The following is a 14,646-nucleotide window of genomic DNA, read 5'->3' on the forward strand; positions in this document are numbered from 1 at the left end:
TCAGCTGAGGTTGTCGATGAACTCGAAGAGTTCGTGATCGTCCGCGGTGTCCAGGTGGTCGGCGTCGCCGCCCGGATCGGCGGCGCCGGCGTCCCTGCCTTCGAGTTCACGCAGCAGGGCGGACAATGTGGTCGCCAGGGACGACCGGTCGGCGGCGGAGAGTTCGGCGGAGGCGAGACTGTGGGCCAGCGCTTCGACTTCGGCGGCGAGCCGTTTCGCCGGGTCCTCCACCGGAGCGATCTCCTGGCGGAGATAGCCCGCCAGGTCCCTCGGAGTCGGGTAGTCGAACATCGCCGTCGCGGGCACCTGGACGCCCGCGGCCGATTTCAACCGGTTGCGGAATTCCATGACACCGAGTGAGTCGAATCCGATGTCGCTGAAGGGTTTGTCGGCGGCGATCGTCTCGGCGTCGCTCCCGAGAACCGCCGCGGCTTCGGCGCGGATCAGATCGAGGACGACGCGGTCCTGCTCGGCGGTCGACAGGCCCGCAAGGCGGTGCACCGGTTGCGGCGATCCACCCACCACGGTCTCGGCTCGGCGCCGGTTGGGTCCGACCAGGTCGCGCATGATCGGCCGCGGGTCGTGATCGGCGATCTCCGTGAGCGCGGACCGGTCGATGCGGGCCGCCACGAACGCGGCCCTGCTACCGGACAGCGCGGCGTCGAACAGCGCCATCCCCTCGCGCTCGCCCAACGGCGGGAAACCCTCCCGCCGCAAACGGGCGAAGTCGGCGTCAGCGAGTGTCCGCGTCATGCCGGTGCTCTGCTGCCACGGCCCCCACGCGATCGACGTCGCGGGCAAGCCGTTCACCCGCCGGTGTTGCGCCAGCGCGTCCAGGAACACATTCGCCGCCGCGTAATTCGCCTGCCCCGCATTACCGATCACACCCGCGACCGACGAATACAACACGAACATAGACAAATCCAGATGCCGCGTCGCCTCGTGCAGATTCCACGCCGCATCCACCTTCGGCCGCAACACCTCCGCGATCCGCTCCGCCGTCATGTTCTCCAGCAGCGCGTCGGCCAGCACCCCGGCCGCGTGCACGACACCGGTCAACCGATGATCCGGCGGGATCGCCGCCAGTACCTCATCCAACGAATCCCGGTCCGCCGCATCGCAAGCGACCACGTCCACGTGCGCGCCGAGAGCGACGAGCTCGTCGCGCAACTCCCCCGCACCCGGTGTATCCGGGCCGCGTCTGCTCGCCAGCACCAGCCTGCGCACCCCGTACTCGGTGACCAGATGCCGAGCCGCCAACGCACCCAACCCACCGGTACCACCGGTGATCAACACCGTCCCCTCAGGCCGCAACGGCGCGGGCACCGTCAGCACGTTCTTGCCGATATGCCGAGCCTGACTCATGAATCGCAATGCCTCGGGCACATCCCGGATGTCCCATGCGGTGAGCGGAGACGCAGTGAGGACACCCGCCTCGAACAGATCGACGATGCGGGTCAAGATCTCGTGGAGCCGATCGGGCGCCAGGTCCATGAGCATGAAACCGGTGTAGGCGACTCCGGGATGTTCGGCGGCTACCTGTGCCGGATCACGCCGATCCAGCATCCCCATCTCCACGAACCGGCCACCCGGCCCCAACAACCGCAACCCCGCATCCACGAACTCACCCGCCAACGAATCCAACACCACATCCACACCACCCAGCCCCGCACGGAACTTCCCCTCGAAATCGAGCGACCGCGAATCACCGATCTCCTCGTCACCAAAACCCAACCCCCGCAACACACCCCACTTCGGACGACTCGCCGTCACCACCAACCGCGCACCCAACCACCGCCCCAACTGCACCGCAGCCAACCCCACCCCACCCGTCGCCGCATGCACCAACACCCGCTCCCCAGCACGCACCCCCGCCACATCCACCAACCCATAAAACGCCGTCGCGAACACCGCAGGCACCGCCGCCGCCTCCGCGAACGACCACCCCGCAGGCATCCGCACCACCAATCGGCGATCAACCGCCACCACCGACCTCACACCCGGCAGGAACCCGAAGACTCGATCTCCCGGCACGAGGTTCGTCACGTCGGAACCCACCTCGACCACCACGCCGGCGCCCTCCACACCCAGCGCAGCGTCCGGATCGGGGTAGGTGCCGAGCGAGACGAGTACGTCCCGGAAGTTCAGGCCCACCGCCATCGTGCGCACCCGCACCTGCCCCGGAGCCAGTGGCTCCCAGGCGTCCCGAAGTACGCGCAGGCCGAAATTGTCCGCGGTCAGGGTGCCTTTCCCGGTCGGCGCGAACGACCATTCCCGGTGGTCGGAAGTTCCGGCGGCCAATAGCTCCGCGCCACGCAGGCGGGCGTCCTCCGCGCGCCCGGCACGGTGGAGACGCGGTGCGTGCGGAATGCCGCCGCGGACGGCAAGTTGCGGTTCGGCGTTCAGAGTCAGCGCCAGGACGACGCTCTCCCGGTAATCGGCCCAGTCGTCGACGTCGACGAGCAGGATCCGCTCCGGGTGCTCGCTCTGGGCGGTGCGCAGCATTCCCCACGCCGCTCCCGCGGCCGGGTCGACGGACTCACCGGCATGGACCGGCGCCGCCCGCCGGGTCACCACCACGACCCGACCCTCTCGTTCCAGCAGCTCTCGTACGCGACTCGTCGTCGCGGTCACCACCGCTCGCACAATCGCGGGCAGCTCACCCTTCTCGGCCTCGGTTTCGAGCCGGACCACCGTCGCGTCCGCGCCCGCGACCTGCACGGTCTCGAGATCACCTGCGACGTCCCAGGCCGCGGTCACGCTCGGCTCGACGGCGGGCAGTGCGATCCAGTCGATGCCGTAGCCGGAGGCGCGGCGGCGCACCGACGCGAACACATCGGCCGAGAGCCTGCGCAGGCTCAACGCACCGATCACGGCCACGGGCCGCCCCGAGACATCGCTGAGCGTCACCGCGATTCGGGTTTCTCCCGCCGCTACGGCGGATACGGCGGCATGGACTCGCACCGTGGTCGCTCCGGCCGCGTACAACCTGACGTTCTCCCACGAGTGCGGCACGGCCACCGCACCGTCCTCCGATTCGGCCAGCCCACCGAGCAGGACGGAGTGCAGCGCCGCGTCCAGCAGCGCCGGATGCACTCCGTACCCGCCGATCTGCGATCGAGCGGACTCGGGCAGCACGACCTCGGCGAAGACCTCACCGTCGCCGCGCCACAGCGCGGAAAGCCCCCGGAACGCGGGGCCGTACTCGTAGCCGAGCTCGGCCAGATCCGCATACGCGCCGGTGAGTTCACGCGCGGTCGAGCCTGCCGGTGGCCAACTCGTCGCCACCGACGCGGCTGACGGGCCATCCGCTCGCGCGGCCACCGTCGCGGTCACGTGACGTACCCACTCGGCAGAGTCGGCACCGGGCTCCTCGCCGTCCCGCGACCGCGAATACACCGTGACCGCCCGTGCACCGGATTCATCCGGCCCACCGGCGACCACCCGCAATTCGACGGCACCCGCCGCGGGCACCGGCAAGGGCGCCTCGATCACCAGCTCCGACACCGCGGGACAGTCCACTGCCGCGCCCACGTGCAAGACGAGTTCGACGAAGGCGGCGCCGGGGAACACGACAGCCCCGCCGACCGCGTGATCGGCCAGCCACGGATGATCCGCTCCGGACAATCGCCCGGTGAACACGACATCCGGCGAATCCGGCAACCGCACCAGAGCGCCCAGCAGTGGATGACCCGCGTCGTCCAGTCCCGAGCGCGAGACATCCGCCACCCGGACCGGTGGCAACCAGTACCGCCGATGCTCGAACGCGTAGGTCGGCAGTGCTACCCGCTCGACCGCGCGGCCCGCGAACAGCGGCGTCCAGTCCACCGGCACTCCTCCGGCGGTGGCCTGCGCCAGCGCGGTCACGAGCTGGTCCGGCTCGTCGGTCGAGCGCCGAGCAGCCGCGACCACGATCGATTCCGCTTCCGCGTCGGGCTTTTCGGCCAGACACTGCCGAACCATGGCGGCCAGCACGGCATCCGGGCCGACCTCGACGAACCGCCGGACGCCGTCGTCGATCAGGGTGGCGATCCCCGGTGCGAACCGGACGCACCCGCGCACCTGGGCGACCCAGTAGTCCGGGTAGGTCGGTTCGGCATCGATCAGGGCGCCCGACACATTCGACACGATCGGCAGGGACGGCCGATGGTAGGTCAAGCCTCGGGCCACCCGGCGGAATTCGTCCAGCATCGGTTCCATCGCCGCCGAATGGAACGCATGGCTCACCCGCAGCCGTGAAGTCCGCGCGTTCGCCGTGGCCAGCCGGTCGGCGATCGCGTCGATCGCGGCGGCCGCGCCGGAGAACACCACCGCTCCCGGACCGTTCACCGCGGCCAGCGAAACCTCACCGGCGAACTCCTCGAGCAGATCCACCGCCTGTTCTTCGGGGATCGCCGCGGCCAGCATCGCGCCGCCGCCGGGCAATGCGCCCATCAACCGCCCACGCGCCACCACCAGCGCGCACGCGTCCGGCAGTGACCACACCCCGGCGAGATACGCGGCGGTCAGTTCGCCGATCGAATGTCCGATGAGCACGTCCGGAACGACGCCGAAAGATTCCAGCAGCCGGAACAGCGCCACCTCGAACGCGAACAGGGCGGGCTGGGTGAACTCGGTCCGCTCCAGCAGACCGGCGCCGTCCGGGTCGAAGACCAGCTCCCGCAGCGACCGGCCGAGCAGCGGATCGATATGGGCGCAGATCTCGTCGAAGGCCGTGGCGAACACGCCGAACGCCGCGTACAGACCGGCGCCCATCCCGGCGCGTTGAGCGCCCTGCCCGGTGAACAGGAACGCCGTCCGGCCCGCCCCATTCGTCTTCGCGGCGATCGCACCCGGGCTGCCTGCGGCCAATTCGGCCAGCCCGGCCAGCAGTTCGTCCCGGTCGCGTCCGACGACAGCGCCGCGCCACGGCAGTTGCGCACGGGTGGTGAGCAGCGCGTGGGCGGTGTCCCATGGTGTGGCGTCGGGGTGGCGGATCGACCACTGCCGTAGCCGCTCGGCCTGCGACCGCAGGCCCGACTCGGATTCGGCCGACACCAGCCAGGGCACGACCGTCTCGATGCGTGGCCCGGGAGCGGGCACGATCGGTGACAGCCCCGCCGCGGGCGCCTCTTCCAGAATGACGTGCGCGTTGGTGCCGCTGACGCCGAAGGACGACACGCCCGCCCGGCGGACCCGGCCCCCGATGGGCCACGCCTCTGCCTCGGTCAGCAGTCGCACGGCGCCCGCCGACCAGTCCACATGCGGGCTCGGCTCGTCCGCGTGCAGTGTCTTCGGCAGGGTTTCGTGCCGCAGCGCCTGCACCATCTTGATCACGCCACCGACGCCCGCGGCGGCGATGGTGTGGCCGAGATTGGATTTCACCGACCCGATGAGCAGCGGGCGACCGGCGCGGTCGCGCCCGTAGGCATTGATCAGGGCCCGGGCCTCGATCGGATCGCCCAACGTCGTCCCGGTTCCGTGCGCCTCCACCGCGTCGACATCCGCGTGCGTCAACCCCGCGTCGGCCAGCGCCGCCGCGATCACCCGCTCCTGCGACGGACCGTTCGGCGCGGTCAGGCCATTGCTCGCACCGTCCTGGTTGATCGCGCTACCGCGCACGAGAGCGAGCACGGTGTGCCCGAGGCGCTGGGCATCGGACAGCCGTTCGAGCACGAGCACCCCCACGCCCTCGGCGAATCCGACGCCGTCGGCGTCGGCGGAGAACGATTTGCAGCGTCCATCGGGCGCCAGGCCGCGCTGGCGGGCGAAGTCGACGTAGAGATACGGATCGGCCGCGACGGTCACACCGCTGGCCAGTGCCAGCGAGGTCTCTCCGTCGCGCAGGGCGCGGGTGGCCTGATGCAGGGCGACCAGCGACGAGGAGCACGCGGTGTCCACGGTGACGGCCGGGCCTTCGAAACCGAAGACGTAGGCCACCCGGCCGGAGATCACGCTGTGCGTGGTGCCGGTGAGGCGGTAGCCCTCCAGTTCTCCGGTGACCCGGTCGCCGTAGCCGGATGAGCACGCTCCGGCGAAGACGCCGGTATCGCTGCCACGCAACGCGACCGGGTCGACACCGGCATTCTCGAGCGCCTCCCAGGTCGCTTCCAGCAGCAAGCGCTGCTGGGGGTCCATGGCGGACGCCTCCCTGGGACCGATGCCGAAGAAACCGGCGTCGAAATCACCGGCGTCCGCGAGGAATCCGCCGCGGCGGGTGTAGGAGGTACCCGGTTTGTCCGGGTCGGCGTCGAACAGTCGCTCGAGATCCCAGCCGCGGTCGGTGGGGAAGTCTCCGCTGGCGTCCACGCCGGCGACCAGCAGGTCCCAGAGACTCTCCGGTGAGGTGACCCCGCCGGGGAAGCGGCAGCTCATGCCCACGATGGCGATCGGTTCGTCGACCGCGCGGTCCCGGCGTGGCGCCTGTTCGGCGGGTTGCTCGGCGGCGGTCGGCGCCGCCAGAGAGCGCACCAGCTTCGCCATAGCTGTGGCGGTCGGATGGTCGAAGACCAGCGTCGACGGCAGTTGCAGACCGGTGGCTTCGGACAGCCTGTTGCGGAATTCCATGACACCGAGTGAGTCGAAGCCGATGTCGCGGAACGGTTTGTCCGCCGGGATCGACTCGGCGCTCGTATGCCCCAGCACCGCCGCCGCCTGGGCGCGGATGAGATCGAGGACGATGCGGTCCTGTTCAGCAGCCGAGCGAACCGCCAGCCGCGTGGCCAGTTCCGGCCGCTGCGCCACCGCACCGGCGACCCTGCGGCGGGACGGCCGCACCAAATCGCTTGTCAGGGCACGGGATTTGGTTTCCGCCAGTGCGTCACGGTCGACGCGGACAGCCACGAACGACGACGCGCCGCCCGCGAGTGCCGCGTCGAACAGGGCCATCCCCTCTCGCTCGCCCAACGGCGGGAAACCCTCCCGCCGCAAACGGGCGATATCAGCATCACCCAACGCGCCCGTCATACCGGTGCTACGACTCCACAACCCCCACGCGATCGACGTCGCGGGCAGGCCGTTCACCCGCCGGTGTTGTGCCAGCGCGTCCAGGAACACATTCGCCGCCGCGTAATTCGCCTGTCCCGCATTACCGATCACACCCGCGATCGACGAATACAACACGAACATCGACAAATCCAGATGCCGCGTCGCCTCGTGCAGATTCCACGCCGCATCCACCTTCGGCCGCAACACCTCCGCGACCCGCTCCGCCGTCAAGCCGGTGAACAGGCCGTCGGCCAGCACACCCGCGGCGTGGACGACGCCGGTCAGGGGATGCTCGGACGGGATCGCCGCGAGCGTCGTCTCGAGTGCGTCCCGGTCCGCCGCGTCACAGGCGACGACCTCCACGTGCGCACCCAGAGCCTCGAGTTCGTCGCGGAGTTCGGCCGCACCGGGCGTTTCCGGGCCGCGTCGGCTCGCCAGCACCAGCCTGCGCACCCCGTACTCGGTGACCAGATGCCGAGCAGCCAACGCACCCAACCCACCGGTACCACCGGTGATCAACACCGTCCCCTCAGGCCGCAACGGCGCGGGCACCGTCAGCACGTTCTTGCCGATATGCCGAGCCTGACTCATCAACCGCAACGCCTCCGGCGCCTGCCGCAGATCCCATGCGGTGAGCGGGGACGGCGTCAAGATCCCGGCCTCGAACAGCTGCACAACCGTTGTCAGGATCTCCCGCAGCCGTTCCGGCGCCACCTCCAGCAGGACGAAACTGTCGTACCGCACCCCGGGGTGGTCGGCGGCTACCTGCTCGGGATCACGCCGATCCAGCAACCCCATCTCCACGAACCGGCCACCCGGCCCCAACAACCGCAACCCCGCATCCACGAACTCACCCGCCAACGAATCCAACACCACATCCACACCACCCAGCCCCGCACGAAACTTCCCCTCGAAATCGAGCGACCGCGAATCACCGATCTCCTCCTCACCAAAACCCAACCCCCGCAACACACCCCACTTCGGACGACTCGCCGTCACCACCAACCGCGCACCCAACCACCGCCCCAACTGCACCGCGGCCAACCCCACCCCACCCGTCGCCGCATGCACCAACACCCGCTCCCCAGCGTGAACTTCCGCCACGTCCACCAACCCGTAGAACGCTGTCGCGAACACCGCAGGTACCGCCGCCGCCTCCGCGAACGACCACCCCGCAGGCATCCGCACCACCAACCGGCAGTCCGCCACCACGACCGACCCCACACCGGTCAAGAACCCGAAAACACCCTCGCCCGGCACGAGATTCGGCACTTCGGAACCGACCTCGACCACCACACCGGCGCCCTCCACACCCAGCACAGCGTCCGGATCGGGGTACATGCCCAAGGCGATCAAGGCGTCGCGGAAATTGAGACCGACCGCCCGCAGCGCCACCCGGACCTCGCCGGGGCCGAGCGGCCGCGACGCGTCCGGCGTCTCGGTCAGCGTCAGGTTGTCGCCGGTCAGGGCACCTTTGCCGTAGTGGGTCAGCGCCCACGCCGAAGCCCGCGTCGCCACGCTCGCGTTCCCGACGTCGCCCGCTGCCCGGTGCAAGCGCGGAACGTGCGCGACACCACGGCGGACGGCGGACTGGGGTTCGGTGCTCGTGGTCATCGCGAGCGCGACGCTCTCCCGATATTCGGCCCAGTCGTCGACGTCGACGAGCAGGATCCGATCCGGATGCTCGCTCTGGACGGTCCGCAGCAATCCCCACGCCGCTCCCGCGGACAGATCCACCGATTCACCGGGATGCACCGCCACGGCCTGGCGGGTCACCACGACGATAGGCGTCTCCCGCTCCAGCAACCGCTGCACCCGCGTGGTCACCGCGGTCACTACATCCCGTACCGATTCCGGCACAGTGCCGCCCGCGGCCTCGTCGAGCCGGATCACCGTCGCCACCCGTCCCTCGACGCGCACGGTGTCGCCGTCTTCGGCTTCGCTCCAGACCCCGGCGGCCGCGACTTCCGGCGCGGACGACGCGACCCACTCCACCCGGTAGCCGAGTCCCTCGCTGCGCGGCCGGGACCGTCCGAGCGCCTCGACCGGGATCGGGCGCATGGTCAACGCGCCCACCTCGGCCACCGGCAGGTCCGAGGTATCGGTGAGGGTCACCGCGATCCGCGGTCCAGCGGACGGGGAGCCGGACAGGGACGCGTGGACCCGCAGCGTGGTCGCTCCCGTCGCGTACAGCCTGACGTTCTCCCAGGAGAACGGCACCGCGACCGTCCCATCCGGCACGTCGGAGACGAGCCCGCCGAGCAGGACCGCGTGCAGCGCCGCGTCCAGCAATGCCGGATGTACGCCGAATTCGGCGGCACCGGCGCGGCCGGGCTCCGGCAGTGTCACTTCGGCGAAGACTTCGCCGTCACCGCGCCACAGGGCGGTCAGTCCCTGGAACACCGGACCGTATTCGTAGCCACGCTCGGCCAACTCCGGGTAGACAGCGGAGATATCGATCGCGGCCACAGCGGCCGGTGGGCGGACGGCCACGACCGACGCCTCGGCCGCATCCGCTTCGGCGGTGATCGTGGCGACGGCGTGCCGGACCCACGGCGTGCCCGAGCTCCGGTCGGCCGCATGGTGCCCGACACGGGATGCGGCCTCGTCCGACCGGGAGTACACCGACACCCTGCGCCTGCCCGACTCGTCCGGTGCGGCGGCCACCGCCCGTAGCTCGACGGTCCCCGACGACGGCACCACCAAGGGCGCCTCGAGCACCAGTTCCGACACCCGCGTGCACTCGACCACCGCGCCGACGTGCAGGACGAGCTCCACGAAGGCGGTTCCGGGGAGCAACGCCACACCCGCGACAGCGTGATCGGACAGCCACGGATACGCCGAACGCGACAGCCGGCCGGTGAACACCGCCTCGTCGCTGTCCGGCAGCCGGACCATCGCCGCCAGCAACGGATGCGCCGCCTCGTCCAGACCCGACTGCCGAATATCCGGCACACCGCCAGGCGCCAGCCAGTGCCGCTTGTGCTCGAACGCGTACCGCGGCAAGTCCACCCGGGTGGCGACGGGCGCCAATGCCCGTGCGGCCAGGTCGATACCGGCACAGTGGGCGCGCGCCAGCGCGAGCGAGAGTTGTTCCGGCCCGCCGAGTTCGCGTCTCAGGGTGCCCAGCACGGCCACGCGGCCGGACATGCCGATGGCATCCGCCGCCAGCTCGATCCCTACGGTCAAAACCGGGTGCGGGCTGACCTCGATGAAGGCGTTCACACCCGCTCGCTGCAGCGTTGCGACCGACTCGGCGAACCGGACGGGCTCGCGCAGGCCGCGATACCAGTAGGCGGCGTCCAGCGTCGCGGTGTCGACATAGTCCGCGGACACGGTCGAGAAGAACGGCACCGAACCGGATACCGGCGCGACCGGAGCCAGCTCCGTCAGGACTCGTTCGCGGATGGCTTCCACCGCGACCGAATGCGACGCGTAGTCCACCGGAATCCGTTTCGCCCACACACCGTCGGCCGCGCAGGCCGCGAGGAATTCGTCCACGGCGGAGATCTCCCCCGACACCACGGTCTGCCCCGGCCCGTTCACCGCCGCCACCGACAACCGGTCCCCGAACCCGGCCAAGCGGTCCGCGACCGCCTCTGCCGCCAGCCCGACCGACACCATGCCACCGGCGCCCGCCAGTTCCTCCGCGACGATCCGGGACCGGACGGCGACCACACGCGCGCCGTCGGCGAGCGAAAGCCCGCCCGCCACCACAGCCGCCGCGATCTCACCCTGCGAATGCCCCACCACCGCGGCGGGCTCCACACCGCTCGCCCGCCACACTCGCGCCAGCGACACCAGCACCGCGAAAAGCGCGGGCTGCACCACATCCACCCGGTCCAACGATGCCGCGCCCGGCTCCCCACGCAGGACGGAGGTCAGCGACCAGTCCACGAACGGCGCCAGCGCCGCCTCGCAGTCCGCGATCGACTCCGCGAAAACTCGATGCGTGGCGAGCAGTTCGGCGCCCATCGCGGGCCATTGGCTGCCCTGACCCGGGAACACGAACGCTACCCGCCGCGCCGTGGCACGGCCGGTGACCACGGAATCGCTGTCGGAGGCTTCGGCCAGACTCGCGAGCCCGGACCGCAGATCCCCGAGTTCGCGCCCGACCACCGCGGCGCGAAACTCCAGCTGCGCGCGGTGCCGCAGCAGTGTGTGCGCCACATCCGCCACGTTCACGTCGTGTTGCGCGGTGAGCCATTCGGTGAGCCGAATCGCTTGCGCACGCAATGCTTCCGGGGTGCGCGCGGACACCGTCCACGTCCGGACACCGCGATCACCATCACCCGGATCATCTGCGGCGGTAGGCGTCTCTGCCGAAATCGCCTGCGACGGAGCTTCTTCCAAAATCAGGTGCGCGTTCGTCCCGCTCATACCGAACGACGACACCCCGGCACGACGCGGCCGGTCGCGCGCAGGCCAGGGCTCCGGCTCGCTCAGCAGCCGCACCGAACCCGCCGACCAGTCCACGTGCGGAGTCGGCGCATCGAGATGCACTGTCTTCGGCAGGATCTCGTGCCGCAACGCCTGCACCATCTTGATCACGCCACCGACACCGGCGGCCGCGACGGCGTGACCGATATTCGATTTCACCGATCCGATGCGCAGCGGTTCCGCTCGCTCGGCGCCGTAGGCGGCGATGAGCGCCTGCGCTTCGATCGGATCGCCCAGCGCGGTACCGGTTCCGTGCGCCTCCACCGCGTCGACATCGGCGGGCCGCAACCCCGCGTCGGCCAGCGCCGCCGCGATCACCCGCTCCTGCGACGGACCGTTCGGCGCGGTCAGGCCATTGCTCGCACCGTCCTGGTTGATCGCGCTACCGCGCACGACCGCCAGGACCCGGTGCCCGAGGCGACGGGCGTCGGCGAGGCGTTCGACGACCAGCACGCCGACGCCCTCGGACCAGGTCACGCCGTCGGCCGCGGCGGAGAATGGCTTGCACCGCGCGTCCGCCGCCAACCCCCGCTGACGCGCGAAGTCGACGAACAGCGCCGGACTCGCCGAGATGCTCACCCCACCGGCCAGCGCCAGGGAGGTCTCGCCCTGGCGCAGCGCCTGACAAGCCAGGTGCAGTGAGACCAGCGACGAGGAACACGCGGTGTCGATCGTGACCGCGGGACCTTCCAGGCCGAAGGCGTAGGCCACGCGGCCGGAGATGACGCTGTGCGACGTCCCGGTCAGCCGGAAACCCTCGTACTCCCCGGTCACGCCGTCGGCGTAGCCGGAGGCGCAGGCGCCGACGTACACACCGGCATCCGTACCGCGGAGCGCGGCGGGGTCCAGGCCCGCGTCTTCCAACGCCTCCCAGGCGACTTCCAGCATCAGCCGCTGCTGCGGATCCATCGCCGCCGCCTCCCGCGGCCCGATGCCGAAGAACCCGGCGTCGAATTCCGCCGCGCCGGAGAGGAATCCGCCTTCGCGGATGTAGACCGTGCCCGGCTCGTCCGGATCGGGATGGAACAGCCGCTCCAGGTCCCATCCCCGGTCTTCGGGAAACGGCGTGATCGCGTCGGTTTCGGAGGCGACCAGACGCCACAGGTCCTCGGCCGATCCGACACCGCCCGGGAAGCGGCAGCCGATCCCGACGATGGCGATCGGCTCGTCGGATCGGGCGCGGCGCACGGTACGCGGCGCGGCGGGATCGGTCCCTTCGAGCCGAGCGCGCACCAGCCGCGCCACCGCGGTGGGCGTGGGGTGGTCGAACATCAGCGTCGCGGGCAGCGTCAGCCCGGTGGCCGCGGCCAGCCGGTCGCGCAACTGGACGCCGCTCAGCGAGTCGAATCCGAAGGCGGTGAACGGCAGATCGGCGGGCACGGCCTCGGGAGACTCGTAGCCGAGTACCGCGGCGGCCTGTTCGGCGACGACGTTCAGCACGAGCGCGTCGCGCTCCGGCTCGGGGACGGCGAACAGCCGCGGCGCGAGCGGACCCTCTACCGCGGCGCGCCTGCGGCGCGTCGGCGCGGACACGGGTACCGCCGCCGGGGAGTCGTCCATCACCCGATCGACCATGCGCAGCCGAAGCGAGCCGATCACCAGAACCGGCTCGCCGTGCTCGGAGACGGCCGTCACCCGCACGGTGTCCGCATCGACCCGCTCGATCCGCACCTGGGCGGCGGCGATGCCGGAGCGATACAGCTGAGCGCCGGTGAACGACAGAGGCATCGGCGTCCGGTCGGGTGTGTCGTGGGCGAGCAGATCCGTCGCGGCGTGCGCCATGGCATCGAGCAGCGCGGGATGGATGCCGAACCGGCCTCGATCGCCGACCGACTCGTCGAGCGAAACCTCGGCGAACGCGTCGCGACCGCGCAGCCAGGACGCCGTGACGCCCTGGAATGCCACACCGTAGCCGAGCCCGCGGCCTGCCAGCCGGTCGTAGAGTTCCTCGGCGGCCACCGGTTCGGCTCCGGCGGGCGGCCACTCGACGTCCGGCCGAGCGGGGATCTCGTCTCGGTCTCCGGCCAGCACTCCCTGCGCGCACCGAGACCATTCCGCGGCGGCACCGGTGGCGGGCCGGGCGTGGATGGTGAACGTCCGCCGACCACTCCCGTCGGCTGCCGCGACGCGCACCTGGATCGTCCACGGCGTGTTCGCGGGCAGCGACGCCTCGATCCGCAGTTCCTCGACCTGCGCGGCCTCCACCCGAGCGCCCACGCTCCACGCGACATCGAGCCAGACCGCCGCGGGCACCGCGGGAGCCCCGAAGACGAGGTGATCCGCCAGCCAGTGCTGGGTGTCGGGGGACAGAAGCCCGGTGAACAGCCATTCGTCGCGCTCCGCCACCGGCACCGCGGCGCCCAGTATCGGATGATCCGGCGCGACCAGCCCGGCACGGCGCAGATCCGCCGCGCCCGCGCCGACCTCCGGCGTCCAGCACCGGCGGCGCTGGAACGCGTAGACCGGCAGGTCGACTCGCGCGGCCGGCGGAGCCAATTCCGCCGCCACCGCGTCGACACCCGCGCAGTAGACCCGGGCCGACGCCGTGGCGAACTCCTCCGGGCCCCCGTGACCACGCCGGAGCGTGCCGCACACCGCCACTCGGTCGGCCGCGCCCAACGCCTCGGCCACCAGTTCGATCGCCGAGGCGACCACCGGATGCGGACTCGTCTCCACGAATGCCGTCATCTCCGCGCGCAGCAACGCCTCGATCGCCTCGGCGAAGCGCACCTGCTCGCGCAATCCGCGATACCAGTACGCCGCGTCCAGGCCGGAGGTGTCCACGAACTCGGCCGTCACCGTCGAGAAGAACGGAATCGCACCGGCTTTCGGCTGGATCGGCGCCAAGTCGGCCAGCACGCGGTCGCGAATACGTTCCACCGCCGCCGAATGCGACGCGTAGTCCACCGGAATACGTTTCGCCCAGATCCCTTCCGCCGCGCACTCGGCCAGGAACCGCTCGATCGCGTCGGCCGCCCCGGACACCACGGTCTGGCCGGGCGCGTTCACCGCCGCGACCGACAATCGGCCGCCGAAGGCCGCCAGCCGGTCGGCGACCGCGTCACCCGGCAAGCCGACCGACGCCATACCGCCCGAGCCCGCGAGCAGTTCCGCGACCGCGCGCGATCGCAGGGCCACCACGCGCGCCCCGTCCGCGAGCGACAGTCCACCGGCCACCACCGCGGCCGCGATCTCGCCCTGCGAATGCCCCACCACCGCGGACGGCCGCACACCGGCCGC

General features: G+C 70.9%; 1 protein-coding gene (cut by a window edge). It reads right to left on the bottom strand.

Going from position 1 to position 14,646, the window contains the following annotated elements; translation table 11 throughout:
* Window positions 1–14,646, bottom strand: partial view of an SDR family NAD(P)-dependent oxidoreductase gene (locus ACIHAX_RS25680; RefSeq protein WP_397280024.1) — the 3' portion only. The gene runs 1,848 nt beyond the window's last position; 14,646 of the gene's 16,494 nt are visible here — the last part of the coding sequence; the start codon falls outside the window, past its right edge; its stop codon occupies window positions 1–3.

It is taken from the genome of Nocardia sp. NPDC051929, from assembly GCF_044548645.1.
In the GTDB taxonomy this organism is placed as follows: Bacteria; Actinomycetota; Actinomycetes; order Mycobacteriales; family Mycobacteriaceae; genus Nocardia; species Nocardia sichangensis.